Below are 25,883 nucleotides of genomic sequence, written 5' to 3' on the forward strand. Positions count from 1 at the left end.
GGGGGCCGGCGGACGGCCCACGAGGAGGACCACCCCACCATGAAGCTGGAACTGCAGTCCATCACCAAGCGGTTCGGCTCCTTCGCGGCCAACGAGGACGTCGACCTCGTCGTGGAGCCCGGGCAGATCCACTGCCTCCTCGGCGAGAACGGGGCCGGCAAGTCCACCCTGATGAACGTCCTCTACGGCCTGTACCGGCCGAGCGGGGGACGCATCCTCGTGGACGGCTCCGAGGTGTCCTTCCGGGGACCCGGGGACGCCATGGCCGCCGGGATCGGCATGGTGCACCAGCACTTCATGCTGGTGCCGGTGTTCACCGTCGCGGAGAACGTGGCCCTCGGCGCGGAGAGCACCCGCGGCGGCACCCTCGACCTGGAGACCACCCGCCGCCGGATCCGGGAGATCTCGCAGCGCTACGGCTTCCACGTGGACCCGGACGCCGTGGTCGAGGACCTGCCCGTGGGGGTGCAGCAGCGCGTCGAGATCATCAAGGCCCTCGTGCGGGACGCGCAGGTGCTCATCCTCGACGAGCCCACGGCGGTGCTCACGCCGCGGGAGACCGACGAGCTGCTCGAGATCATGCGCCAGCTGCGCGGCTCGGGGAGGTCCATCCTGTTCATCTCGCACAAGCTGCGGGAGGTCAAGGCGATCTCCGACGTCATCACGGTGATCCGCCGCGGCCGGGTGGTGGGGCAGACGTCGCCGGAGGCCTCGACCGCCGAGCTGGCGGCCCTCATGGTGGGCCGGGACGTGTCCCTGACGGTGGCCAAGGACGACGCCGACCCGGGGGAGCGGGCCCTCGAGGTCTCCGGGCTCACCGTGCTCGCGGACAGCGGCGTGCGGCTGCTCGACGACGTCAGCTTCGACGTGGCCCGCGGGGAGATCCTCGCGGTGGCCGGGGTGCAGGGCAACGGCCAGACGGAGCTGGCGGAGGCGATCCTCGGCCTGCGGCCGCGGGCCACCGGCTCGATCCGGCTGGGCGGCACGGAGCTGCTCGGGAGGTCGGTGCGCCAGGTCCTCGACGCGGGCGTGGGCTTCGTCCCGGAGGACCGCTCCACGGACGGGCTCGTCGGCTCGTTCACCGTCGCCGAGAACCTCGTGCTGGACCTCTACGGCGACGACCGCTTCTCCCGCGGCCCGTCCCTGCGGCTGGGCGAGGTCCGGGCCAACGCCCGCCGCGCCGTCGAGCAGTTCGACGTCCGCACCCCCTCCGTGGACGCACCCGTGCAGACCCTGTCCGGCGGCAACCAGCAGAAGGTCGTGCTCGCCCGGGAGCTCTCCCGGCCCCTCGAGCTGTTCCTCGCCTCCCAGCCCACCCGCGGGGTGGACGTCGGGTCGGTCGAGTTCATCCACGAGCAGATCGTCGCCGAGCGGGACAAGGGCGTGCCCGTCCTCATCGTCTCGACCGAGCTCGACGAGGTGTACGCGCTGGCCGACCGGATCGCCGTGTTCTTCCACGGCCGTCTCATGGGGATCGTGGGTCCCGACACCCCGCGCGACGTCCTGGGGCAGATGATGGCCGGGGCCACCGCCCCTGAGGCCGCCGCGCCGCGGACGGAGGAGCGGGCATGAGCGCCACCGGCACGGCCCCCGCGGCCGCCGACCAGCAGGAGGCGCCGCCGCCCACGACCGTCGCGCCCGGGGTCACCCGGCGCGCGTGGACGGGCTCCGCGCTGCAGTCCGTGCTCGCGATCGTCGCCGCCCTGGTCCTGGGCGGGCTGCTCATCGCCCTGACCGACGACCGCGTCGCCGACGCCGCGAGCTACTTCTTCGCCCGCCCCGCGGACACGCTCGCGGCCATGTGGGCCGCCGCGTCCGCCGCCTACGAGGCGATGTTCTACGGCGCCGTCTACAACCCGAACGGCACCACGCTCGCGCAGCGCGTCTATCCCCTCGCGGAGACCCTGACCGTGGCCACGCCGCTGGTCCTGGCCGGTCTCGGCGTGGCCGTGGCCTTCCAGGCCGGGCTGTTCAACATCGGCGCCCAGGGGCAGCTGCTCATCGGCGCGGCCCTCGCGGCCTGGGTCGGCTTCGCGTGGCAGCTGCCGGTGGGCGTGCACCTGCTCGCCGTGGTGCTCGCCGGGGCCGCCGGCGGAGCGCTGTGGGGCGCCGTCGTCGGCGTCCTGAAGGCCCGCACCGGCGCCCACGAGGTGATCCTGACGATCATGCTCAACTACATCGCGCTGAACCTCGTCGCCTGGCTGCTCACCCGCCCGGCGTTCCTGCGCCCGGGCTCCTCCAACCCGGTGAGCCCCCAGGTCGCGGAGACCGCGATGTTCCCCAAGCTGCTGGGCGAGCAGTTCCGGCTGCACTGGGGGTTCGTGCTCGCGATCCTCGCCACCGTGTTCGCCGCGTGGCTGCTCAAGCGCTCCACGATCGGCTTCGAGCTGCGGGCCGTGGGCGCCAACCCGCGTGCGGCCCGGACCGCCGGCATCTCCGTCACGCGCGGCTTCGTCGTCGTCATGGTCCTCGCGGGCGCGCTCGCGGGCCTCGCGGGCGTGGCCCAGATCTCGGGCACCGAGCGTGCCCTGACCACGGGCGTCGCCGCGTCCTTCGGCTTCGACGCGATCACGGTGGCCCTGCTGGGGCGGTCGCGGCCGTGGGGCACGTTCTTCGCGGGGCTGCTCTATGGCGGTTTCCGTGCCGGCGGCGTCACCATGCAGTCGATGACCGGCACGAACATCGACATCGTCCTGGTCGTGCAGTCCCTGATCGTCCTGTTCATCGCCCTGCCGCCGCTGGTGCGCACCGGACGGGCCCGCGCCCGCCGCGGCCGGCGCAGCGCCGCTGCCACCACCGCCACCACTGCCACCACCGAAGGAGGCCGGGGATGAGCCCGCAGCACCCGGAACCGCGCCCCGGACAGGCGCCCCGGTCGTCCGACGGCGCAGCCGGCGGTCCGGCCGGCAGCACCGCTTCCGGCACGGCTTCCGGCAGCGCTTCCGGTGGCACGGCCGGTGGCACGGCCGGTGGCGCTCCCGGCCGCACGACCACGGCGACCCTGCCCCCGCCGGGCGGGACCGAGCCGTCCAGCTCCGCGGCCGGGGCGGTCGTGGGCGTCCCGAGCCGGCGCACCCCGGTGGTCCTCGGCCTGCTGAGCCTCGTGGCCCTCCTGCTGTTCGGGCTCAACGCCCCGGACAACACCGTGAGCTTCCGCGTCTCGGAGGCCGGCGACCTCTTCCGCGTGCCCGACCTCGTGGTGCACGGCGTCCTGTGGGGCTGGGTCACCGTCGCCGTGCTCACCGGGCTGACGGTCCTCGCGGTCCTGCGCGCCCGGACCGGGGCGCACCTGCCCCGGTGGGCGGTGCTGCTGTTCGGCTTCTTCTTCGTCAGCGGCTTCCTCGTGTGGGTCGTGGGCAGCGCCCGCAGCCCCGACGTGTCCCTGTCCGGGCTGCTGGCCGGGTCCGTGGCCCTGGCCATCCCGCTGATCTTCGGCTCCCTGGGCGGCCTGCTGTGCGAGCGCTCCGGCGTGATCAACATCGCGATCGAGGGCCAGCTGCTGTTCGGGGCGTTCTCCGCCGCGGTGGCCGGCTCGCTCTCCGGCAGCGCCTGGGTGGGCCTGCTCGCCGCCGTGCTGGGCGCCGGGCTCGTCTCGCTCGTGCTCGCCCTGTTCTCGATCACCTACCGGGTCAACCAGGTGATCGTCGGCGTGGTGCTCAACGTGCTCGTGTCCGGGCTGACGGGCTTCCTCTTCGCCACGGTGCTGGAGTCGGACCCGGGCGTGTTCAACTCCCCGCCGCGGCTGCCGCGCTTCGCCGTGCCCGTGCTCTCGGAGATCCCCCTGGTCGGGCCCATCGTCTTCGACCAGTCCGTGATCGGCTACCTGATGTACGCGGCCGTGGCGCTCGTGTGGTTTGCGCTCTACCGGACGCGCTGGGGGCTGCGCACCCGCTCCGTGGGGGAGCACCCCAAGGCCGCCGACACCCTCGGCGTGAAGGTCAACGCCCTGCGCTTCCGCAACGTGCTGCTGGGCGGGATGGTCGCCGGCCTCGGCGGGGCCTTCTACACGCTGGTCTCCGTCTCCGCGTTCACCCGCGACATGACCTCCGGCGCCGGCTACATCGCGCTGGCCGCCCTGATCTTCGGCCGGTGGAACCCGGTCGGGGCGCTGCTCGCGTCCCTGCTGTTCGGCTTCGCGTCCAACCTGCAGTCGATCCTGTCCTTCCTGGGCACGCCCGTGCCCAGCCAGTTCCTGGCCATGCTCCCGTACGTGGTCACCATCCTGGCCGTGGCCGGGCTCGTGGGGACCTCCCGCGGCCCGGCGGCCATCGGCAAGCCCTACACCAAGGAGTGAGCGCCCCGTGCACGAGAACCAGCCCACGGGCGGCGGAACGGACCGGATCGACTGGGACCGGCTGCGGCAGGCCGCCGTGGCCGCCCGCGAGCACGCCTACGTCCCGTACTCGCACTATCCCGTGGGCGCGGCCGCCCTCACCGAGGACGGCCGGGTGGTCTCCGGGTGCAACGTGGAGAACGCCTCCTACGGGCTGACCCTGTGCGCCGAGTGCGCGCTGGTCTCCGCGCTGCACATGTCCGGCGGCGGCCGGCTCGTCGCGTTCGTGTGCGTCGACGGGTGCGGCGACGTCCTGATGCCGTGCGGGCGGTGCCGGCAGCTGCTCCACGAGCACCGCGCGCCGGAGCTGCGGCTGCTGACCGTCTCCGGGGTGCGCACCATGGCCGAGGTCCTGCCCGACGCCTTCGGCCCCGAGAACCTCTAGCCCCCGAAAGGACCTCCCATGACCGAGCAGTTCGACGTCGTCGACGTCATCCGGACCAAGCGCGACGGCGGTGCGCTGTCGCCCGAGCAGATCGCGTGGGTGCTGGACGCCTACACCCGCGGGGTCGTGGCCGAGGAGCAGATGAGCGCCCTGGCCATGGCCGTCTTCCTGCGGGGCATGGACCGGGACGAGATCGCGCACTGGACGCGGGCGATGATCGCCTCGGGCGAGCGGATGGACTTCTCGGAGCTCGTGCGCTCCGGGGCCCGCTCGGCCACCGCGGACAAGCACTCGACCGGCGGGGTGGGGGACAAGATCACCCTGCCGCTGGCCCCGCTCGTGGCGGTCTTCGGAGTGGCCGTCCCGCAGCTGTCCGGGCGCGGGCTCGGCCACACCGGCGGCACCCTGGACAAGCTCGAGTCGATCCCGGGCTGGCGCGCCGCCCTGTCCAACGAGCAGATGCTGGCCCAGCTGCGGGACGTGGGCGCGGTGATCTGCGCGGCGGGGTCCGGCCTGGCGCCCGCGGACAAGAAGCTCTACGCGCTGCGGGACGTCACCGGGACGGTCGAGTCCGTCCCGCTCATCGCGTCCTCGATCATGTCCAAGAAGATCGCCGAGGGCACCCAGTCGCTCGTGCTCGACGTCAAGGTGGGGTCCGGGGCGTTCATGAAGGACCTCGCGTCCGCCCGCGAGCTGGCCCGCACGATGGTCGACCTCGGCACGGACGCCGGGGTCACGACCACGGCGCTGCTCACCGACATGTCCACGCCGCTGGGCCTGGCGGTCGGCAACGCCGTGGAGGTCCAGGAGTCCGTCGAGGTGCTCGCCGGCGGCGGCCCGGCCGACGTCGTGGAGCTCACCGTGGCGCTCGCCGCGGAGATGCTCGCCGCCTCCGGGATGCCCGACGCCGACCCGGCCGAGGCGCTGCGGGACGGCCGGGCCATGGACGTGTGGCGGGCCATGGTCGCCGCCCAGGGCGGCGACCCCGACGCCGCCCTGCCGCAGGCCCGGGAGTCCGAGACCGTGGTGGCCGAGTCCGACGGCGTGCTCACCGAGCTCGACGCCCTCCGGGTCGGGACGGCGTCCTGGCGCCTCGGGGCGGGCCGGGCCCGGCGCGAGGACCCGGTCCAGGCCGGCGCCGGCGTGCTGCTGCACGCCAAGCCCGGGGACACCGTCCGGGCCGGGCAGCCGCTGCTGACCCTGCTCACGGACACCCCCGAGCGCTTCGCGCGGGCCCGGGAGGCCCTCGAGGGCGCCGCCGTGATCGCCCCGGAGGCCCCGGCCGCGCGCCCGGACCGCGCCGTGGTCCTGGAGACCGTGCGCTGAGGGCAGCCTGCCGGGCGCACCGCACCGAGGACGGGCCGGGGGCCCGCCTATACTGCGGAGAGAACCAGCGCGAAACGAGAACCGAGGGCGTGCGCACACGCTCGGAAGGGTGGGTCCAGTTGGGTCTGCGAGGCATTTTCCGGAAGAACACCGAGGACAGCACGCCGCACCGCGAGACCGGCCGGCCGGAGCAGCCGGCCGACTCGACCGCCGGCCCCGACCGACGCGACACGGAGGCCCGGGACACCGGCGCCCGTGACGCCGGGGACCAGAGCACCGGGGGCCAGGACACCGGTCCCCGCCGCCCCGACGGACGCGGCCCCGAGGAGCAGGGCCCGCGGGAGCACGGCACTGAAGAGCACGGCACCGGGGAGCAGGGCACCGAGGAGCCCCGGCCGCTGCCGGACCGCGGGCCGCTGCCCTTCCTCGTGGACCGGCTGACGTCCCGGGGGGCCGACCGCGCCGTGCTCACGCTCGTCCAGCGCGGCAACACCATGACGCACCAGACCGAGCAGTCCGTGGGCGGCGCCGACCCGTCCGTGGAGTCCGGCACCGTGGACCAGGACTCGCCGCTGTTCGACCCCGTGGCCGACCTCTACAGCGAGGCCATGTCCTCGCCGCGCGGCGCGTGGCAGAACGCCCGCATCGAGGTGGGCCCGGAGCAGGACGGCGTCCGGCCTGTGGTGACGACCTACGGGTTCCCCGACGGCGGCGAGGAGGTCCGGACCTGGCGGTCCGGCCGGCCCGCGCCGGGTCACGCCGGGACCGGCGGCGGGCAGCGCGTCGCCGGCACGGAGCACGCCGCCGACGCGCGGACTGCCGGCGAGCCGCAGCCCGCCGACGCACGGGCCGCCGGCGAGCAGCACTCCGCCGACGTCGCCGACGGGCCCACGGCGCCGGGCACGGAGCGCGCGGGTGGCGGGCTCCCCGCGGCCGCAGCCGCCGCCGGGGCCGGGTCCTCCGCGGCCGGTGCCGCCGCAGTCCCTGCGTCCGAGCCGGCCGACGTGTCCGCACCCGAGCGGACCGGGGTCCCGGAGCCCGAGGCGTCCGCCGCGGCGGAGCCCGCCGCCGCGACGGAGAGCCCGGTGGGCCGGGCGGACGACGAGCAGCGCGCCCCCGACCACGACACCCGCCCCGACGAGGCCCCTCGCGCCGGCACCGCGCACCACGACGTCCCCGAGCACGTCGACCACGAGGAGTGGCACGAGGACGTCGAGCCGCCCGCGCCCACCGGGGCGGCGGCCGCGACGGCCGCCGCGGCCGCCGCCGGCACCACCGCGGACGACCACGGCTCCTCCGCCCCGGAGACCGCGGTCTCCACCGACGTCTCGCCGTCCTACCGGGCGCCGGCGGGGACCCCGGACCGGCCGTCCCAGGACAAGCTGGCCGAGGGCAACCTCGTGCTCAAGGAGGTCGACGTCCTGCGCCGGCTGGGCGACGCCCAGCGGCGGCTGTTCGGCGAGGACGGCACGGCCATGGACGTCTCCACCGTCCTCGTGCGGGTGCGTGCCCTCGGTACGTACTACGACGCGCTCACGCACGTGCGCAAGAACGGCTTCTGGGACCAGCGCCGCACCTTCGACCTGATCCCCGAGGAGCTGCTGCACGTGCAGGAGCTCAAGGACGAGTCCTACGTGGAGGGAAACGGCGCGCCGCTCGCGATGATGTTCCGCTTCCGCCCGGGCATCCCCCCGGAGGTGAACTTCGACTACGCGGACGAGGAGGCCTTCGTGCGCTACGAGGAGCGGCTGCCCGCGCAGAACTACCTCGAGGAGCTGCGCATGTACCCCCGCACCGGGGCGCACATCCCGCAGCACATGAACGAGGCCCTGCAGGACTGGAACTACTGAGACCGACCGAGACACCGACCGAGACAGGGGCCGTCCCGACCGTGATGCTGACCGCCGCCGAACGGCACCCGGGCCGCGTGCCGGACCGGGTCCTGCGCGACCTGCCCAAGGTGTGCCTGCACGACCACCTCGACGGCGCCCTGCGCCCGGCCACCGTGGTGGAGCTGGCCGCCGCCGCCGGGCACCGCCTGCCGGTCGAGGAGCCGGCGGCGCTGGGCCGGTGGATGCGGGAGAGCGCCGGGTCCGGCTCCCTGCTGCGCTACCTGGCGACCTTCGAGCACACGGTCGCGGTGATGCAGACCCCCGAGGCGCTCGTGCGCTGCGCCCGGGAGTACGTCGAGGACCTCGTGGCGGACGGGGTGGTCCACGCCGAGGTGCGGTGGGCGCCCGAGCAGCACACCGCGGGCGGGCTGTCCATGGCGGAGGCCGTCGAGGCCGTGCGGCTGGGCCTCTCGGAGGGCGTGCTCGCCGCGGAGGACGCCGGCCACATCGTGTCCGTCACCCAGATCCTGTGCGCCATGCGCCAGGCCGACCGCTCCCTGGAGGTCGCCCGCCTCGTGGTCTCCAACCGGGACCGCGGCGTGGTGGCGTTCGACCTCGCCGGCCCCGAGGACGGCTTCCCGCCGGCCCGGCACCGCGCGGCCCTGGAGCTGCTCGCGGACGAGCTGATGCCCGTCACCCTGCACGCCGGGGAGGCCGCGGGCATCGAGTCGATCCGGGACGCCCTGGCCACGGGGCGCGCCCTGCGCCTGGGCCACGGGGTGCGCATCGCGGAGGACATCGACATCGACTACCTGGCGGACGTCGCCGTCGTCGACCTCGGGCGCACGGCCGAGTGGGTCCGCGACCGGGGCATCGCCCTCGAGGTGTGCCCCACGTCCAACCTCCAGACCGGCGCGGTGGCGGCGTTCGGCGGCAGCCTCGACCGGCACCCGGTGGACATGCTGTACCGGACCGGGTTCACCGTGACCGTCTCCCCGGACAACCGGCTCATGAGCGGGACCACGGTCACGGACGAGCTGGCACTCCTCGTGGCGCACTTCGGCTACGGGCTCGACGACCTGGAGCGGCTGCAGCGCAACGCCGCGGCCGCCGCGTTCCTCCCGCTCGAGGACCGCACCGCCCTGGACGGGATGATCACCGACGGCTTCGAGGGGATGCACGCATGAGCCAGGGGCACGGCACGGACGACGTCGCGGCGGGACTGGGCGTCCCGGAGCAGACCGCGCAGCGCTTCGCGGAGCTCGTGGCGGTCATGGACCGGCTGCGCTCCCCGGGCGGCTGCGCCTGGGACGGGCAGCAGACCCACGAGTCCCTCGTGCGCTACCTCGTGGAGGAGGCCTACGAGGTGGTCGAGGCGGTCGAGGCGGTCGAGGCCGAGGGCGGTCCGGCCGCGCACGCCGGGCTGCTCGTCGAGGAGCTCGGCGACGTCCTGCTCCAGGTCGTCTTCCACGCCCGGGTCGCGCAGGAGCGCCCGCGCGCCGAGGGCGGCTTCGACGTGGCGGACGTGCTCGAGGCGATCACGGCCAAGCTGGTCCGCCGCCACCCGCACGTCTTCGACCCCGGGGCCACCGGGGACGTGGCGGGCGAGCACTCCCTCGAGCAGCTGCACTCCCGCTGGGAGGACCTCAAACGGGCGGAGAAGCCCGAGCGGACCGGTCCCTTCGACGGCATCCCGCCGCACCTGCCGGCCCTCGCCCTCGCGGAGAAGACGCTGGCGCGGGCCCGCAAGCACGGCCTCGAGCCGGCGGCCCCCGGCGCGGAGGAGCCCGGCGGCCCGGACACCGAGGAGGAGCTGGGCGCGGCGCTGTTCGCGCTCGTGCGCACCGCCTCCGCCCGCGGCCTCGACGCCGAGCGGGCCCTGCGCGGGGCCGCCCGCGCGTACGCCGCGGCCCGGGACGGGCACTGATCCCGTCACGCGCCGCCGCCCACCGCGGGCCTCCGGCGCCGAGTCGCTAGGCTGGAGCCGCCGGGGGTGCCCGGCCCCGCCGGAGCGGGACCTCGGCCGGTGCCCGGCACCGGAGCCCCGGCCGACCCGCCGCACCCGCACCACCCACGACAGCGACAAGCCCAGCACCAACGTCAGGAGCAACCCATGGCCATGATCACCGCAGTGCACGCCCGCCAGATCCTCGACTCCCGCGGCAACCCGACCGTGGAGGTCGAGGTGCTGCTGGAGGACGGCAGCTACGGCCGGGCGGCGGTGCCCTCGGGCGCCTCGACCGGTGCCTTCGAGGCCGTCGAGCGCCGTGACGGCGACCAGAAGGTGTACCTCGGCAAGGGCGTCCTCGACGCCGTGAAGGCCGTCGACGAGGAGATCGCCGAGGCCGTGATCGGTCTCGACGCGACCGACCAGCGGCTGGTCGACCGGACCATGCTCGACCTCGACGGCACGGAGAACAAGGCCGGCCTCGGCGCCAACGCCATCCTGGGCGTCTCCCTGGCCGTGGCCCGCGCCGCCGCGAACGCCTCCGACCTGGAGCTGTACAAGTACCTGGGCGGGCCCAACGCGCACGTGCTCCCGGTGCCGATGATGAACATCCTCAACGGCGGCTCGCACGCCGACTCCAACGTGGACATCCAGGAGTTCATGATCGCCCCGATCGGCGCCCCGACCTTCTCCGAGGCGCTGCGCACCGGCGTGGAGGTCTACCACTCCCTCAAGGCCGTGCTCAAGGAGCGCGGGCTGGCCACCGGGCTCGGCGACGAGGGCGGCTTCGCCCCGAACCTCGAGTCCAACCGCGCCGCCCTCGACCTCATCTCGGAGGCCATCGAGAAGGCCGGGTACACCGTGGGCACCGACGTGGCGCTCGCCCTGGACGTCGCCTCCTCCGAGTTCTTCGAGAACGGCAAGTACAGCTTCGAGGGCCAGCAGCTCACCGCCGCGGAGATGACCGCCTACTACGAGGAGCTCGTGCGGGACTACCCGATCGTCTCCATCGAGGACCCGCTGGACGAGGACGACTGGGAGGGCTGGCAGACCCTGACCGCCTCCGTGGGCACCCAGGTGCAGATCGTCGGCGACGACCTCTTCGTCACCAACCCGGAGCGGCTCTCCCGCGGCATCGAGGAGGGTGCCGGCAACGCGCTGCTCGTGAAGGTCAACCAGATCGGCTCCCTCACGGAGACCTTCGACGCCATCTCCCTGGCCCAGCGGCACATGTTCCACTGCATGATCTCGCACCGCTCGGGCGAGACCGAGGACACCACGATCGCCGACATCGCGGTGGCCACCAACGCCGGGCAGATCAAGACCGGGGCCCCGGCCCGCTCGGAGCGCGTGGCCAAGTACAACCAGCTGCTGCGCATCGAGGAGGAGCTCGGGGACGCCGCGCGCTACGCGGGCGCCTCCGCGTTCCCGCGCTACACCGCGAAGTGACGAGCCACGGCGGCTGACCGGCCGGGCCGGCCCGTCGTCGTGCGGGTGAGCGGCCGTCCCCGGGCGGCCGCTCACCCGTGAGCGCTAGACTGGTCCCCGTCCCCGCCCTTCCCCCGTGAGGTCAGCATGCCCGCTCCCCGCCCGCGCACCACCCGCCTGCTCGGCGGGCGCGACGCCGCGCAGGGGACGCGCGGGCGCGACGCCGGGCCTGCCGGCGGATCCGGCGGCGGGTCCAGCGCCGTGGGGTCGCCCGTTCCCGCCCGGACCTTCAGCGGCCGGTTCCTGGTCCTCACGCTCGTGGCCGTCCTCATCGTCTTCCTGGCGGCGCCGACCACCAAGATCTTCCTCGAGCAGCGGGCGGAGATCGCCCAGCTCGAGCGCGCCATCGCCGACATGGAGGCCCAGAAGGCCTCCCTCGAGGACCAGGTGGACCAGTGGTCGGACGAGACCTACGTCCAGCAGCGGGCCCGGGACCGGCTGCTCTACGTCATGCCGGGGGAGCGGTCCTACCTCGTAGTGGGCGCCGAGGAGATGGACGGCGCCGTGGTGGACTCCTCGGCGGCGCAGGTCGAGGCCGAGAAGCCCGCGTGGGTGGACGCCCTCTGGCAGTCCGTCGTGGCCTCCGCCTACGAGGACGCCGGCCCCGTGGCGGGCGCCGCGGCCGTCGAGGACACGGAGTCCGGCGGCATGGACGCCGACAGCACGGACGCCGACAGCACGGACGCCGGCGGCACGGACTCCGCCGAGGAGCCGGGCGGCCCCGCCGCCCCCGGGGAGTCCGGGACGGCCCAGGAGCCCGGCGCCGCCGGGCGGACAGCACAGACAGAGCAGACGGAACCGACAGACGAGACCGTCCCGGCCGCCCCGGCGGACGGGGCCGACGCGCCGCAGGACGCGGCGACGGACAGCCGCGGCAGCCCCGCGGAGTGAGGAACGGCGTGAACCCCCAGCACGGACACGAGCCCGGCGACCGACCCGCCCCCCGGGGGCTCGGGGTGACGGCCGAGACGGTCGAGCCCACGGCCCTGGACCTGCAGGTCCTCTCCCGGCAGCTCGGGCGCCCGGTGCGCGACGTCGTCGAGATCCCGGCCCGCTGCACGTGCGGGAACCCGCTCGTGGCGGCCACCGCCCCCCGGCTGGCCAACGGCACCCCGTTCCCCACCGTGTTCTACCTCGCCCACCCCGTCATCACGGCCGCGGTGTCCCGGCTCGAGGCGGCCGGCCTGATGTACGAGATGACGGACCGCATCGCCGCGGACGAGGCCCTGGCCGCCGCCCACCGCGCCGCGCACGAGGACTACCTCCGCGAGCGCGCGCGGATCGGCGCCGAGGCCGGCACCGGGCCCGTCCCCGAGATCGAGGGCATCTCCGCCGGGGGCATGCCCGTGCGGGTCAAGTGCCTGCACGTGCTGGCCGGCCACGCGCTCGCGGCCGGGCCCGGCGTGAACCCGCTCGGGGACGAGACCCTCGAGGCGATCGCCGAGTGGTGGACGCCCGAGGCCTGCCACTGCGACCCCGCCTGGCGCGAGGCCTGAGACCCACCCGCGGCGCCCGCCGCGGCGGCCCCGCCCGGCGCGGGCCCGAGACCCACCCGCCCCCGACACCCCGAGGACTCTCCATGCGTGTAGGCGCCATCGACTGCGGCACGAACTCCATCCGACTGCTCATCGCCGACACCCGGGAGGAGCACCGCCGCACGGTGCTCGACGACGTGGTGCGCGAGATGCGCGTGGTCCGCCTGGGCCAGGGCGTGGACGCCACCGGGTGGCTCGCCGAGGCGGCGCTCGAGCGCACGTTCGCGGCCACGGACGAGTACGCGAAGCTGCTGAAGAAGCACGACGTGGAGCAGTTGCGCTTCGTGGCCACGAGCGCGACCCGCGACGCCGGCAACCGGGACGTCTTCCTCGCGGGGATCCGTGAGCGCCTCGGCGTGACCCCCGAGGTCATCAGCGGCGACGAGGAGGCGGAGCTGTCGTTCCGCGGCGCCTCGGCGGCCGTGGGCGGGGCCGATCCCGAGGACCGGGTCCTGGTGATCGACCTCGGCGGCGGGTCGACCGAGTTCGTGCTGGGCAACGCCCAGGGGGTCCTCGCCGAGCGCAGCATGGACATCGGCTGCGTGCGCCTGACGGAGCGCCACCTCGGCTCCAACCCGCCGACGATCCAGCAGCAGGACGCGGTGCTGCGCGACGTCGACCACGCCGTGGACGTGGTCCTGCAGAGCGTGCCCCTCGCCGAGACCACCCACCTCGTGGGCGTCGCCGGCACCATCACGACCGTCACCGCGCACGCCCTCGGGCTGTCCGCCTACGACCCCGCGGCGATCGACGGCGCGGAGCTGCCGGCGGAGCGGATCGCGCAGGCGTGCCGGGAGCTCACGGGCATGACCCGCGCGGAGCGCGCGGCACTGCCCTACATGCACGAGGGCCGGGTCGACGTCATCGGCGGCGGCGCCCTCGTGTGGCGGCGGATCGTCGAGCGGGTGGGGGCGGCCACCGGCGGACGGGTGGACTCGGCGATCGCGAGCGAGCACGATATTTTGGACGGGATCGCCCTCTCCCAGGTCGGCTGACCCGCCCGGACCCCCCCCGACCCGGAAGGACACATGTCTTCCAGCGCATCCCGCCGTCGTTCCCCGCGCCACCGCGCCCTCACCCGGTGGGGCGCGGTGGCCGCGGCCTCGGCCGTGCTCGGCGCCGGCGCGCTGGCGCTGTCCGGGGCGGGGCCCGCCGAGGCCCGTCCCGCGGTGCCCGGGCCCGCCCCGAGCATCCCGCTCGAGGACCCCGTGAGCGTGGCGCCCGTGCCGAGCGAGGGCGCCACGCGCGCCCCGGACACCTCCCGCATCGCCGAGGACGGGATCCGCCCCCTGCAGTACTGGCTGGACGAGTACGGCGTGCGCGAGGCCTGGAAGGAGTCCACGGGGGAAGGGGTGCGGATCGCCGTCATCGACACCGGGGTGGACGGCTCGCACCAGGACCTCGAGGGCGCCGTGGTCGGCGGCACCGACGTCTCCGGGGGCGGTGCCGCCGACGGCCAGGAGGGTCTCGGCACCGAGCCGGAGCACGGGACCCTCGTGGCGTCCGTGGCCGCGGGCCGCGGGCACGTGGCCCCGGGCGGGCGGGACGACGACGCCCCCGGCCGGCCCGCCGGCATCGTGGGCGTGGCCCCGGACGCCGAGGTGCTCGCCGTGTCCACGTGGCTGGGGAACGAGAGCCCGGAGGTCCGCAGCGTCGACGAGCAGCTCCCGGACGCCGTCCGGTGGGCCGTGGACAACGGCGCGGACGTCATCAACATGTCGGTGGGCTCCAACGCCACCTCCTGGCCCGAGAGCTGGGACGAGGCCTTCCTCTACGCCGAGGAGCAGGACGTGCTCGTGGTCGCCTCGGCGGGCAACCGGGGCTCCGGGCTCGTCCAGGTCGGTGCCCCGGCGACCATCCCCGGCGTGCTGACGGTGGGCGGCGTGGGCCGCTCCGGGGAGGCCAGCTGGGAGTCCTCCTCGCAGGGGATCTCCATCGCCGTGGCGGGCCCCTCGGAGGACATGGTCGGCGCGATCCCCGGCGACCGGTACGCCTCCTGGGCGGGGACGTCCGCGTCCGCGCCCGTGGTGGCCGGCACCGCGGCGCTGATCAAGTCGAAGTGGCCGGACATGAGCTCCGCCCAGATCGCGAACCGCATCGTCTCCACCGCCCGGGACACCGGGGCGCCGGGCAAGGACCCGCTCTACGGCTACGGGGTCCTGGACGTCGAGGCCGCGCTCACGGAGGACGTCCCCGAGGTGGACCGCAGCCCGCTCGGCAGCATGGAGCAGTGGGTGCGGGTGCACCGCAGGAGCGCCGCGGCGACCCCCACGACGGGCCCCACGGAGAGTGCGGCGCCCGTCACGGAGGAGGTCGAGGCGGAGGTCGCCCCGCCGGAGCCGGTCGCCCCGATCGACGAGACCGGGCTGCTGCCGGTGGTGGTGCTCGCCGGGTTCGGGCTGCTCGTGCTGGGCCTCACCGTGGGCGCCGTGGTGCACATCCGCCGCATCGTGGCGGACGGCGCGGCGGAGGGGCCGGAGGGCCGCTCCTGAGGCGTGCGCGGGAACACGCTGGGGGCGCTCCGCACGAGGACTGATATCGACAGCGTTCTGAGTAGACTCGGGGCATGTCTTTCACTCAACTGGCCAAGGACCGTCCTCGCCTGCTGATCGTCGGCGGAGGCTACGTCGGCTTCACCGTGGCGCAGGAACTGCAGAAGCGGATCAAGGACTCCGGCGGAGTCGTCACCGTGGTGGATCCCAACCCGTACATGATGTACCTTCCCTTCCTGCCCGAGGTGGCAGGCGGCAACGTCTCCGCCCGCAGCGCGGTCGTGCCCCACCGGCAGCACCTCAAGGACTGCGAGATCGTCACCGGGCACGTGCTCGGGGTCGACCACGCCAACCGCACCGCGACCGTCAAGGGCATCGACGAGGGCGAGACCTTCGAGCTCGCCTACGACGAGGTCGTCGTCGCCGGCGGCTCCGTCACCCGCGCCTTCCCGATCGAGGGCCTCGCCGAGAACGGTATCGGCCTCAAGACCATCGAGGAGGCCGTGGCGGTGCGCAACTGGGTGCTCGAGCGCATCGAGGTCGCCTCCCTCACCACCGACGAGGAGGCCAAGCGCCGGGCGCTGACCTTCGTGGTGGTCGGCGGCGGCTACGCCGGCACCGAGACCATCGCCGAGATCGAGGACATGGCCCGCAGCGCGGTCGAGCGCAACGAGCGGCTCCAGGTCTCCGACCTGCGCTTCGTGCTCATCGAGGCCATGGGCCGGATCATGCCCGAGGTCTCCGAGGAGCGTGCGGAGAAGGTCGTGGCGCACCTGCGCAGCCGCGGCATCGAGGTGCTGCTCAACACGTCCCTCGACTCCGCGGTGGACAAGCACCTGAAGCTCGTCAACATGGAGGACAAGTCCCCGGCCGGCGAGTTCGGCACCGACACGCTGATCTGGACCGCCGGCGTGCAGGCCAACCCGCTCGTCAAGTCCACGGACTTCCCGCTCGACGATCGCGGCCGGGTCCGGGCCGGGGCCGACCTGCGGATCACCGGCGACGACGGGCCCCTCGAGGGCGCGTGGGCCGCCGGCGACGTCGCCGCGGTGCCGGACCTGACCGGCGGGGGAGTCGGCGGGTTCTGCGTCCCCAACGCCCAGCACGCGGTGCGCCAGGCGCACACGATGGTCAAGAACATCCTGGCCGCCCGCGCGGGCAAGCCGCTCGAGGACTACTACCACGAGAACCTCGGCGCGGTCGCCGGGCTCGGGCTCTACAAGGGGGTGGCCAGCATCAAGAACCTCCCCGGGCTGCCCGAGAAGGGCCTCGAGTTCTCCGGCGTCGCCGCCTGGGCCATGCACCGGCTCTACCACGGCTACGCGATCCCCACCGTGGACCGCAAGGCCCGCGTCTTCACCGAGTGGGCCCTGAACTTCGTGTTCGGCCGGGACACCACCACGCTGCGCCACGAGCGGGATCCGCGCACGCGGTTCCAGGTCGCGGCCGGCAAGGCCCCGGCCCCCCGCAAGGCCAACCTCTGACCCGATCCGTGCCCTGCTCGACCCCGTCCCGGCCGTGTGCCGAGGCGGGGTCGAGCCGTTTCCGGGCGCGGTGCTCCGGGCCGGCCGACCGGAGGTCCTGGCCCGGCCGGCGGTCGGCCTCAGGTGGAGGGGATCCGGCGCAGCTCGCTGTCGTGGGCGTGGACCATCCGCCGGTAGCCGTCCCCGGCCTCGCGCATCCAGGCCACGCCCAGGGCCGGGCAGACCTCCTCCACGGTGCCCCGGCAGTGCAGCAGGCCCTGTTGCCACACCTCGATCCGGTCCCCGGGGCGCAGCTCGCCCAGGTCGTGCAGCACCTCGCCGGTCCCGACGGCCTCCCGGGCCGGCGGCTCGCTCCCGGGAACAAGCACGATCGAGGGTGCCGACTCCGGTGCCGGCGAGGGCCCGCCCGAGCGCTCTGTCATCTCCTCGGGTGCAGGCTCCTCCCCGGGCGCCGGCTCCGATCCGGACGGCACCTCGGTGAGACGGACCGGAGGGGCGAGGAACTGCTGACGGGTGTCGAGCTCGGCCACCAGCTCCTGGCAGCGGTCCTGCGTCACGGGATGGGGACCGTCCGGATCGGTGAGGTACTCCTGCTCGAGCCGGCGGCAGACACGGCTGTGCAGCACCTGCAGCTCGGTGAGGTCCAGCTCCGCGAGGGCGGAGGGGAACGGGTCCGCGGGGGACAGGAACGTGTCGGGCGCCGAGGGCGCCACCGGCGGCAGGGACGGGGACGGAGCGAGCTGGGGGTTCATGAGGGCAACCTCTCGACCGGGAACGGTGCGGCCGGCTGCTCGACCCGTTCCCAGGCTAGGCCGCCGCTCGCCCGCTGACCAGTGCTTTGCATGATTTGCAGTCCGGAGCGGAGAGCGTCAGCGGCCGGAGCGCGCCCGTCCGGGCGCTCACCCTCCGCCCCGTCGTCCCCGGCCGGCTCCCTCGTCCGTCAGACGGTGCGCTCGGGGTGGGCGATCTCGCGGGCGTCGAGCTCCACGGTCAGCTCCTGGTGACGCTCGAGGGTGACCGGATGTGCTCCGGCCGCGTCACCGAGGTACTCCCGGTCGAGCTGGCGGCCGACCCTGCTGTGCAGGACGTGCAGCTCGGCGAGGGACAGCTCGGTGAGATCGGCCGGGAACGCGTCGTCGGGCATCAGATAAGTCCTGCCGGTGGGCGGGGCCACGACCTCGCTCATGCTGCTGTGGTCCCGCGGAGTGCCGGGATGGACCGGGCCGGGGCGGGCGCCGGGCGGTGCCCGCCGTCAGGGAGGAGCCGGTGGAACGAGGGGAGGGGGTGGTGCACGGGGGCAGCCTCCTGCGGGTACGAGGACGTCGCGGCCGGCTGCTCGACCACGGTGCCAGACTACTGGATCCGGGGCCCGGTCGACGAGACGGGATTCCCCGGCGGCGCGGGCCCGGACCGGCGAGGTGACAGGGAGGAAACGATAGGGTGGGGCGGCGGCCCGGTGACGTGGCCGACCCCGGCCCCCATAGCCCAATCGGCAGAGGCAGCGGACTTAAAATCCGCTCAGTGTCAGTTCGAGTCTGACTGGGGGCACGCTGCAACCGCGGTGTTCCGCGGCAGCTGGAGGCTGGACCGAGTGCCCAACTCGGGCCGGCCGACGTCTGCTCGTCGCGCAGGGAGCACTTCGTGCTCGAACACCAACGTGGACACCTGCCCTGCCGGGCGCCGGGTCTACCCGCGGCCGGCGTGGTCGGCGATCATGGGGCATGACCGACCGAGCGGAGCGGGGGACACCGGAGTTCACCCGGTTCATGCCGTGGCGCATCCGCATCCCGATCGCCGCCGTGATCTTCGCGGTGATGCCAGTGGCTCTCGCATCGGTGCCGCAGGAGCCGATCCTCCTGTGGCGGTTGCTCGTTGTCGCGGTCGGAGCCGTCGCGTTCAACCGGCTGGTGCTGAGATCGCTCAGCCTGCAGCTCGATGAGCGGGCCGAACGCTGAGACAACCGTGCCGGTGCCACAGCAAGGGAGAACAACGAGATGAGACCACTTCGATACTCGATCAACGTCACGCTCGACGGCTGCTGCCATCACGAGGCAGGACTTCCCCCGGACGAGGAGTCGATGCGCTACTGGACCACTGAGATGGAGCGAGTCGATGCCCTGCTGTTCGGCCGGGTGACCTACGAGATGATGCAGTCGGCGTGGCGGAGGCCGCCCACGGGCACGTGGCCGGACTGGATGGATGAGTGGGAGATCCCGTTCGCCGAGGCCATCGACCGGGCGAAGAAGTACGTCGTGTCGAGCACGCTGAGCGAGGTCGATTGGAACGCCGAGCTGGTGCGAGGCGACGTGGGGCCAGCGGTTCAGCGGCTCAAGCAGGAATCGGGCGAGGGCCTGTGGGTGGGTGGCGTGACGCTCCCGACGGCGTTGGTGGATCTGGGACTGATCGACGAGTACGAGTTCGTGGTGCAGCCGGTCCTTGCCGGACACGGGCCGACGTTGCTCGCCGGTCTGCGCGAGCGCATCCAGCTCGAGCTCGTGGACCGCCATGAGTTCCGGTCGGGGGCGGTCGCCCAGCGATACCGGCCCACGCGAGTTCCGGCTTGACGTGTTTTGTCCTGGCACGTCGGCCGCTCCCGCGCGACGGAACGACGGCTCGGGGTCGCGTTGCCCCGCGCTGCCCATGCCCCGAGCGCACGGACATATCGATGGGGCATCACCCAGAGGTGTCGGTAGCGGACAGGGCAAGCGTTGCCTGGCGCGGCCCTGCTAGGTTCACGCCATGGTGATCGAAGTGGAGCTGCGCGAGTGGGAGCAGCAGTGCTGCGGTGAGCCGTTTCGGATCGGCTCGACCGTCACCTGGAAGCTGGTGGCCCGCGACCCGGGCGAGGACAGCGGCCGGCCGGTGCCTGGGTACTGGGCGGAGCACCACGACCAGACGCCCGAGCACGTACCGCACCTGCCGGTCACCGGCGTCGTGCGCTCCGCCCAGGCCCTGCACTACGCCTTCGACGAGGGTGCGAACCCCGGAGAGATGATCATCCGACCCGGCAGCGAAGTGGCCGTGGAGCTCGACGCCGTTCCCGGCGCCGGGACGCAGTTGCCGGGGTGCACGAGGGAGCACGAGGTGCTGGCCTACCGGGTGCAGCTGGAGGTCGCCGACGACGCAGTGCTGCCGGTCTACGTGCCCGACGAGTAGTCCTGGCCCAGTTCAGCCCGACGGATCGTCAGCCGGTGCGGCCGGCGGAGTGCAGGGCGCGCAGGTAGACCCAGGAGCGGCGGACGCGTAAGGCGTTGATCCCGGTGAGGACCACGAGGGCGCCCAGTGCACCCAGCCACGGGAAGCCAGGGGCGGCCAGTGCGCTGAGGGCGACAGACACAACCATGGCGATGCCGACCACCACTCCTTCGATGTTCTGGCAGGCGACGACACCGACCGCAGCCCGCACCTCGGGGTGCTCGGGCAGCGACCCGGTGTTCGCGGCCGCCGCGAACGCCGACTTCCACTGCGCCCCGCCGACCCGCTGGTCGAACCGAGGGCGAGGAGCCCGGGCCCAGCGGTCGACGAGCATGGCCAGACCGACCAGTGCGAGCAGCGGCACCGGCCACCAGGGCGTGCATGTCTCGCCGTTCTCGTCCAGCACGAACCGGACGACCAGTGGCAGCCCGATGATCATCACCGCTGCCTCGGGGAGTGCGCGCACCAGGGCCTGACCCGCGGTCGGCACGGGCACTTCTGTGGTCTGTTGGGTTGCTTGTCGCATGGCACTGATGCCACCGGATGGCGTCGGCCGGCCTGTGGAGTGCACAGCTTGCAGGTAGGCCCAGCCGTGGCGGGCTTGGCGGCCCGCGACCACGGTGGCCGCAGCGCAGAGGGCCGCGAGCACCAACCACAGCCACACCGCACGAGTCGCCCAGGTGACGGTCACGCCAACAGCAGCGGCGCCGAGCAGCACGGACTTCTCGAACTGCCAGCAGGCCAGGGCCGCGGCTGCCTGGGCTGGAGATCGCGGTGGAAGTTCACCGCTCTCAGCCGCGATCGCCAGGTCCCACTTCAACGTGTCCAGCTCGGTGGTCGGTGACAGATCGGGCCGGGGCGCCTTCGTGAGTCGGTGGAGAAGGAGCGCGGCTGGAACGAGCAGTCCGGGCAGGAACAAGAACCAGTCGGATCGTGCGTTGCCCTGCTCATCCAGGCCCCACAGGGCCAGTCCTGGAATACCGAGGGTCAGCATGAGCGCGGCAGGCAGCGTTCGCACCAGCACCTGTCCGGCCCGCGGTACGGGCACCTCGTCGGTGCGTTGGGCGGGCTGGTCCATAGCGCCGACGCTACCGGCGGGCCGACGGGGAGTGGCAGGTGCACATGAGGGGAGCGACGACGCGGTGGCCGGCCTGCCAGGATGCGAGGGGGGCGGGACGGGGCGGGACGGGGCGGGCGGAGAGGGACACGGGCACCACGGTCGGAAGACCCATGTGTGCGGACGGACACGACGCGGTCCCCGTCGCTACGCTGGGGTCCACGACGAGGCGGACGGGGGAGCCGATGCCCGCGGAACCGGAGGCCGGAGATACCACGGCGCCGAAGAAGGCCCGGACGTGGCTGTGGTGGGTCGCCGCGTGGTTCCTGTGGACCTTCGTCGCCGACGAGATCCTCGAGGCGGTCCTGGACTGGATGGTGGCCGCCTACGACTACGTCACCCGGGCTCAGGCCGGCCTCTGCCTGGGCTGGGGCGCCGCGGCGCTGGGCATCGTCGTGCTGGCCGGCGCCCGGCCACGCCGTCGGCGTGCACCGGACCCGGAGGCGTGAGCCGGGCGGAGCGGCGGTCCACGTCCGCGAGCACGGGACCGGTGGCTGTGTCCCGGCGAACAGGACGGGACCGGCCCCGGTGCCGGTCCCTGGGCGGGGCTACCGGGGCAGGTGGCGCTGCAGCCACAGGGTGCACCACATCTTCACCCGCAGCTCGTCCCAGTCCGGGACGTCGACGACCAGGGCGGCGGGTCCGTAGCGGTGGACGGAGGTGACGCCGTCGCGGTCGCACAGCTCGGCGATCAGGTGCTCCACCAGGCCCGGGTGCTGGGCGGGGATGTCCTCGCGCAGCCCGACGTCGAAGCAGTCCAGCTCGGCGACCACGGTCACCAGCGGCTCCTGCAGAGCCGCCGCCTCCGGGCCGTCCCCCTGGAGGGCGTCGATGGTGCGGCGGGTGTGGGCCAGCATCTCGGTCCCGCTCATGGCCGGCCGTCCGTGGGCGGACTGATAGGCGCTGTAGAGCGGCAGGCCGGGCAGGAAGAGGTGGTGGTGGTCGGTGCCGAGCACCGGATAGTTCAGCAGCGGGTGGTCGGCCATGATGTGCTCGCCGACCTGCCAGGTCGCCTGCGGCACGGCGGTGGCGAGGACCTGGCCGAGGTAGGAGACGAAGCCGTCGACGAGGGCGATCGTGGCGGCCGGTGGGTGCGGGTCCACGAGCCGGCCGTGCCGGGCCCAGGACGGCCAGTCGGGCCGGGTCGGATCCTCGGTCAGGGAGTGGGCGGCCGTGCCGAGCTCGACGGCCCGGGCGGAGATCCAGGCCCACAGCGGGGAGACGGAGTAGACGGAGCCGTCGAGCATCTCGGACGGGTCCATGCCGTGTCCGGCCAGCGCTGCGCGCAGGTGCTGGAGCGCCGGGTCGCGTTCGGCGAGGTAGGCGTCGAGCGCGTCGGCGGCTTGCGTGGCATCCATCAGCTCGTACGGCACATCACCCATGGGGCGACTCTACTGCCCTCCGCGGCGGTCCCGTGGCGCGCGGGGTCGGCCCGGTCCGCCGTCGGCGTCCGGAACGACTGCGGAAGAAGACACCTCCCCACGGTCACCCCGCACCCGGACGCGCAGCGGCCCCGCTCCGAGGACGGAGCGGGGCCGCTGCGGGAACGGTGCCGGATCAGCGGTAGTCGATCCGGATCTTTCCGCCGGGGCTCCAGGTGATGGAGCCGCCCTGGAAGTACTGCACCACGGACCGGTCGGCGCGGGTGATCTCCCCCGTCCGGGGGAAGCCCAGGCGGCTCTTCGTGCCGCCGAGCGCGAGGTAGGACCGGCCGATCGAGCCCTTGATCTCCTGGGCGTAGGTGCTGGGGCTCCAGTAGATCCGGCCGTTCTGGAACACCTGGTAGACCCCGCCCGTGCCGGTGGGCGCCTCGTCGGACGTCGGGTGGCCCAGGGGGCCGGCGGTGCCGCCGGAGCGGTCGTGCCGGCCGCCGATCGAACCCTTGAGGGGGTGCGCCCCGGCGGTGGCGCTCCAGACGATCCTGCCCCGCTGGAAGGACTGGGAGGTGCCTCCCCGGCCGTCGGAGACGGCCGCGGCCGTGGGATAGCCCAGCGAGCCCTGCTCGCTGCCGGCCCGGAAGTAGGCGGCGCTGGTGGCGCCGGTGACCGCGTGCGCCCCGTGGGCGGAGCTCCACAGGATCCGCCCGTTCTGGAAGGTCTGGTAGTACCCGCCGATGCCGTTGCCCCGGCGGTCCGCGGTGGGGTACCCGAGAGCGCCCTTCTCGCTGCCCGCCGCGGCGTAGGTCCGGTCGATGTCGCCGGTCAGGGCGTGGGACCCGCTGCGGGAGGACCAGAGGATCCGGCCGTTCTGGAACAGCTGGTAGGCCCCGCCGATGCCGTTGGACCTCTCGTCGGAGCGCGGGAAGCGCAGGACGCCGGCGGCGGTGCCGTTGCGCTTGTACGCGGACTCGACCCCGCCGCGCACCCAGTGGGCGCCGGTGGCCGAGGTCCAGTAGATCGTGCCCTTGCTGAAGGTCTGGCGGACCCCGCCGGCGATGGGCTGCTCGTGCGAGGTCGGCGCCCCCGTCTCGCTCTTGATCCGCTGGTACAGCGAGCCGATCGCACCCTTGGTGGTGTAGGTCGGCGTCGGCGCGGCCGGTGCCGCGGTCTCGGCGGGCTTCGTGATCCAGAGGGCGTCGTGGGTGTTCAGCGTCTTGCCCCCGGGCAGGGTGGACCAGACGTCCCCGGAGTCCAGGATCAGCTGCTTGTACTGGTCGGAGTCCAGCGTCGGGTTCTTCTGCTTGAGCAGGGCCAGGGTGCCGGCCACGTGCGGGGTGGCCATCGAGGTGCCGTAGTCGAAGCGGCTGTTGGGCGCCACCGGCGTGGTCCTGCCGGTGTTGCCCGCGGAGAGGATGTGGTGGCCCGGGGCGTAGATGTCCACGGCGCTGCCGTGGTTGGAGTAGCTGGCCCGGACCCGGTCGGAGCCGATGGCGCCGACCGTGATCACGTTGTAGCAGTTGCCCGGGGCGTACTCGATCGCCGGGCGGCCGCTGTTGCCCGCGGCCACGGCCACGGGGATGTTCCGGAACCAGGCCGTGTTGATGGCGTTCTGGAGGGTCGGCGAGCACGCCCCGCCCATGGACAGGGACATGTTGATCACGTCGGCGCGCTTGCGCGGGGCGGGGGCCCCGGCCACGGGGTCCCCGGCCAGCCACCGCACGGCGTCGGCCATGTCGGAGACGTAGCCGAAGCCGCACGCGCCCAGGGCGCGGGCGTTGAGCAGGGTCGCGTCGGGGGCGACGCCGACGGTGCCGTAGCTGTCGCGCTTGGCGGCCACGGTCCCGGCCACGTGCGTGCCGTGCCAGATGGAGTTGGTGGCCGCGGAGCCGCTGTAGCACTGCCCGGCCGTGGAGTAGGTGCCCGGGTCGCGGGCGTCGGTGTCCCGGCCGTTGCCGTCGTTGCCGAGGGCGGCGGTGGAGACGAAGTCGTAGCCGCCGATGGTCTGGGAGTCCAGGTCCGGGTGGTTGGCGAAGCCGGTGTCGACGACCCCGACCGTGACGCCCTTGCCGGTGGCGGTGTCCCACGCCTCGAAGGCCCGCAGGTTGGTGAGGGCCCACAGGGACGGGACGCCCGGGTCGGTGGCGGTCGCGGCGACGGAGCCCATGCCCTCCGGCTCCGCCTCGTCCGTGCCGGGGATCCGGGCGGTGGAGACGAGGCGGTCGGGCTCGGCGTAGGCCACGGCCGGGTCCTTGGTGAGCTCGTCGGCCAGTTTCTCGGCCTGGTCGGTCGAGACCTCGCCGGCCAGCTCGACGACGGCCGCGCCGTCGCCGGTGGTGCGGACCTCGGTGGTCTCCTCGGCCTCCGGGACGTCGGCCTCGGCGGCGGCGTCCTCGACGGCCCGTTCCGACTCGGCCTCGCTCACGGGGGTGCGGTACTTGACGATCATCCGGTCGGTGATCTCCGGAGGGGCCTCGCCGCTGAGCTGCTGGGGGCGCAGGGTCGTGGCGTTCTCGGCGGGGGAGGCCGTCGCGGGCGTGAGGGGAGCCAGCACGAGGGCCAGGGTGAGAGCGGACAGGGTGGGGGCGAGCATGGATCGTTGCATGGGCGAACTCCTGGGGGGTGGGGGGATCCCGGAACAGGTTCTCACATGCAAATCAATGCGAATAGATCTAAGTCAAGATCACGGCTTCATCACGAAGTGTGACGCTCCGGGGTCGGTGGGGCGGCCCGGGCGGACCGGGTCAGGCGACTCCCACCAGCACGGCGAGCCACCGGAGGTGCTGCAGCAGCGACGGGACACCGGCGGTCAGCAGGGCCACGGCGGCCGCGGACGTGGCGCGGCCCAGGTGGCTCCGGGCGGCGGCGCGGGCCGTGGCGCGGACGGCGGGGGAGCGGCGGCGCGCGGCCGGCGCGAGGTCGAGCGCGGCCTGGACCAGGCTCCACAGGGCCGTGGCGCCGGACCCGGCGACGAGGAGGCAGCCGTAGAGGAGGACGGCTCCGGGCAGCTGGACCACCGGTGAGCGCCCGGTTCAGTCCGCGAGCACGGCGGCGCCCAGGCCCACGGCGAGCACCCCGGCCACCGCCCAGGTGAGGCGGTAGGCCCGGCGGTAGTGCTCGGCGCTGCGGAGCTCGAGCCACGCGGCGGTGTGCGGGGCGGGGGCGGTGCTCGGGGAAGTGCCCGGGGAGGCCTGCGCGCGGCGCAGCCGGCCGATGGCGCCGAGGTAGCGGCTCCAGTGCAGGACGGCGAGGGACCCCACGGCGAGCAGGACCGGGATCGCGGCCAGCGGCACCCAGTGGGCGGCGGACTCGGGCATGACGGGCCTCCGGAGCGGGACGACGGTCGTTCCTCCCAGCATGTGTGCACCAGCA

At 73.9% G+C, this 25,883-nt stretch carries 25 protein-coding genes and 1 tRNA gene; 19 read left to right on the top strand and 7 right to left on the bottom strand.

Annotated elements, in window-relative coordinates:
• Positions 1-39: 39 nt before the first annotated feature.
• The 14 genes from AVL61_RS10950 to AVL61_RS11015 all read left to right on the top strand — a co-directional run bounded on the left by AVL61_RS10950 (position 40) and on the right by AVL61_RS11015 (position 16,823).
• A complete protein-coding gene (locus tag AVL61_RS10950) occupies positions 40-1,572 on the top strand; it encodes an ABC transporter ATP-binding protein (RefSeq protein WP_058874362.1) in 1,533 nt (510 codons plus the stop codon).
• Positions 1,569-2,834 carry an ABC transporter permease gene (locus AVL61_RS10955; protein WP_058874363.1) on the top strand — a complete coding sequence of 422 codons (1,266 nt, stop codon included), beginning with the start codon at positions 1,569-1,571 and terminating at the stop codon, positions 2,832-2,834. Before AVL61_RS10950 ends, AVL61_RS10955 begins: the two co-directional genes overlap by 4 nt.
• On the top strand, positions 2,831-4,294 hold the full coding sequence (locus tag AVL61_RS10960; RefSeq protein WP_157571381.1) for an ABC transporter permease: 1,464 nt from the start codon (positions 2,831-2,833) through the stop codon (positions 4,292-4,294). The genes AVL61_RS10955 and AVL61_RS10960 overlap by 4 nt, the downstream gene beginning before the upstream one ends.
• A 7-nt stretch (positions 4,295-4,301) precedes the next feature.
• Positions 4,302-4,718 carry a cytidine deaminase gene (locus AVL61_RS10965; protein ID WP_058874364.1) on the top strand — a complete coding sequence of 139 codons (417 nt, stop codon included), beginning with the start codon at positions 4,302-4,304 and terminating at the stop codon, positions 4,716-4,718.
• Positions 4,719-4,736: 18 nt separating this feature from the next.
• On the top strand, positions 4,737-6,044 hold the full coding sequence (locus tag AVL61_RS10970; protein ID WP_058874365.1) for a thymidine phosphorylase: 1,308 nt from the start codon (positions 4,737-4,739) through the stop codon (positions 6,042-6,044).
• 89 nt (positions 6,045-6,133) lie between these two features.
• Positions 6,134-7,894 (top strand): hypothetical protein, encoded by a 1,761-nt coding sequence (locus AVL61_RS10975; protein WP_157571382.1) that lies wholly within the window; start codon positions 6,134-6,136, stop codon positions 7,892-7,894.
• 44 nt (positions 7,895-7,938) lie between these two features.
• Positions 7,939-9,063: an adenosine deaminase gene (locus AVL61_RS10980; protein WP_058874367.1), complete on the top strand. Its 1,125-nt coding sequence runs from the start codon at positions 7,939-7,941 to the stop codon at positions 9,061-9,063.
• Complete coding sequence (locus AVL61_RS10985; RefSeq protein WP_058874368.1) at positions 9,060-9,803, top strand: MazG nucleotide pyrophosphohydrolase domain-containing protein; 744 nt, start codon at positions 9,060-9,062, stop codon at positions 9,801-9,803. Before AVL61_RS10980 ends, AVL61_RS10985 begins: the two co-directional genes overlap by 4 nt.
• A gap of 186 nt (positions 9,804-9,989) precedes the next feature.
• Positions 9,990-11,273, top strand: coding sequence for a phosphopyruvate hydratase (gene eno / locus AVL61_RS10990; protein WP_058874369.1), 1,284 nt, complete (start codon positions 9,990-9,992; stop codon positions 11,271-11,273).
• A gap of 126 nt (positions 11,274-11,399) precedes the next feature.
• The gene (locus tag AVL61_RS10995) at positions 11,400-12,203 is read left to right on the top strand and encodes an FtsB family cell division protein (protein ID WP_058874370.1); all 804 of its coding nucleotides are present in this window, start codon (positions 11,400-11,402) and stop codon (positions 12,201-12,203) included.
• Between the two features lie 8 nt (positions 12,204-12,211).
• Complete coding sequence (locus tag AVL61_RS11000) at positions 12,212-12,808, top strand: DUF501 domain-containing protein (RefSeq protein WP_058874371.1); 597 nt, start codon at positions 12,212-12,214, stop codon at positions 12,806-12,808.
• Positions 12,809-12,891: 83 nt separating this feature from the next.
• Positions 12,892-13,842, top strand: a complete 951-nt coding sequence (locus tag AVL61_RS11005) for a Ppx/GppA phosphatase family protein (protein ID WP_058874372.1) — start codon at positions 12,892-12,894, stop codon at positions 13,840-13,842.
• A gap of 33 nt (positions 13,843-13,875) precedes the next feature.
• Positions 13,876-15,339 (top strand): S8 family serine peptidase, encoded by a 1,464-nt coding sequence (locus AVL61_RS11010; RefSeq protein WP_058874373.1) that lies wholly within the window; start codon positions 13,876-13,878, stop codon positions 15,337-15,339.
• A gap of 74 nt (positions 15,340-15,413) precedes the next feature.
• Entirely contained in the window at positions 15,414-16,823 is a 1,410-nt protein-coding gene (locus AVL61_RS11015) for an NAD(P)/FAD-dependent oxidoreductase (RefSeq protein ID WP_058874374.1), read from the top strand.
• Between the two features lie 119 nt (positions 16,824-16,942).
• Here AVL61_RS11015 and AVL61_RS17885 read toward each other — a convergent pair whose 3' ends face one another.
• A complete protein-coding gene (locus tag AVL61_RS17885; RefSeq protein ID WP_058874375.1) occupies positions 16,943-17,575 on the bottom strand; it encodes a hypothetical protein in 633 nt (210 codons plus the stop codon).
• Positions 17,576-17,763: 188 nt separating this feature from the next.
• Complete coding sequence (locus tag AVL61_RS11025) at positions 17,764-18,009, bottom strand: hypothetical protein (RefSeq protein WP_157571383.1); 246 nt, start codon at positions 18,007-18,009, stop codon at positions 17,764-17,766.
• Positions 18,010-18,297: 288 nt separating this feature from the next.
• On the opposite strand from AVL61_RS11025, the gene AVL61_RS11030 reads away from it, so the two are divergent.
• The 4 genes from AVL61_RS11030 to AVL61_RS11045 all read left to right on the top strand — a co-directional run bounded on the left by AVL61_RS11030 (position 18,298) and on the right by AVL61_RS11045 (position 19,979).
• Positions 18,298-18,371, top strand: a tRNA-Leu gene (locus tag AVL61_RS11030).
• Between the two features lie 173 nt (positions 18,372-18,544).
• Positions 18,545-18,778, top strand: a complete 234-nt coding sequence (locus tag AVL61_RS11035) for a hypothetical protein (protein ID WP_058874377.1) — start codon at positions 18,545-18,547, stop codon at positions 18,776-18,778.
• A gap of 39 nt (positions 18,779-18,817) precedes the next feature.
• Entirely contained in the window at positions 18,818-19,387 is a 570-nt protein-coding gene (locus AVL61_RS11040) for a dihydrofolate reductase family protein (RefSeq protein WP_058874378.1), read from the top strand.
• A gap of 175 nt (positions 19,388-19,562) precedes the next feature.
• Positions 19,563-19,979 (top strand): DUF6578 domain-containing protein, encoded by a 417-nt coding sequence (locus AVL61_RS11045; protein WP_058874379.1) that lies wholly within the window; start codon positions 19,563-19,565, stop codon positions 19,977-19,979.
• Between the two features lie 28 nt (positions 19,980-20,007).
• Here AVL61_RS11045 and AVL61_RS11050 read toward each other — a convergent pair whose 3' ends face one another.
• Positions 20,008-21,096 (bottom strand): hypothetical protein, encoded by a 1,089-nt coding sequence (locus AVL61_RS11050; protein ID WP_058874380.1) that lies wholly within the window; start codon positions 21,094-21,096, stop codon positions 20,008-20,010.
• Positions 21,097-21,320: 224 nt separating this feature from the next.
• Between AVL61_RS11050 and AVL61_RS11055 the strand changes: the two genes are divergently transcribed.
• On the top strand, positions 21,321-21,584 hold the full coding sequence (locus AVL61_RS11055) for a hypothetical protein (RefSeq protein ID WP_058874381.1): 264 nt from the start codon (positions 21,321-21,323) through the stop codon (positions 21,582-21,584).
• A gap of 99 nt (positions 21,585-21,683) precedes the next feature.
• Here the strand turns inward: AVL61_RS11055 and AVL61_RS11060 are convergent, their stop codons facing one another.
• From AVL61_RS11060 to AVL61_RS11075, 4 genes are all read right to left on the bottom strand, one after another.
• The gene (locus tag AVL61_RS11060; protein WP_231738385.1) at positions 21,684-22,493 is read right to left on the bottom strand and encodes a hypothetical protein; all 810 of its coding nucleotides are present in this window, start codon (positions 22,491-22,493) and stop codon (positions 21,684-21,686) included.
• 199 nt (positions 22,494-22,692) lie between these two features.
• Complete coding sequence (locus AVL61_RS11065; RefSeq protein WP_157571384.1) at positions 22,693-25,116, bottom strand: S8 family serine peptidase; 2,424 nt, start codon at positions 25,114-25,116, stop codon at positions 22,693-22,695.
• Positions 25,117-25,255: 139 nt separating this feature from the next.
• On the bottom strand, positions 25,256-25,528 hold the full coding sequence (locus tag AVL61_RS11070) for a hypothetical protein (RefSeq protein WP_058874384.1): 273 nt from the start codon (positions 25,526-25,528) through the stop codon (positions 25,256-25,258).
• Between the two features lie 15 nt (positions 25,529-25,543).
• On the bottom strand, positions 25,544-25,828 hold the full coding sequence (locus tag AVL61_RS11075; RefSeq protein WP_058874385.1) for a hypothetical protein: 285 nt from the start codon (positions 25,826-25,828) through the stop codon (positions 25,544-25,546).
• Positions 25,829-25,883 lie beyond the last annotated feature (55 nt).

The organism is Kocuria rosea subsp. polaris (genome assembly GCF_001483755.1).
Classification (GTDB): Bacteria; Actinomycetota; Actinomycetes; order Actinomycetales; family Micrococcaceae; genus Kocuria; species Kocuria cellulosilytica.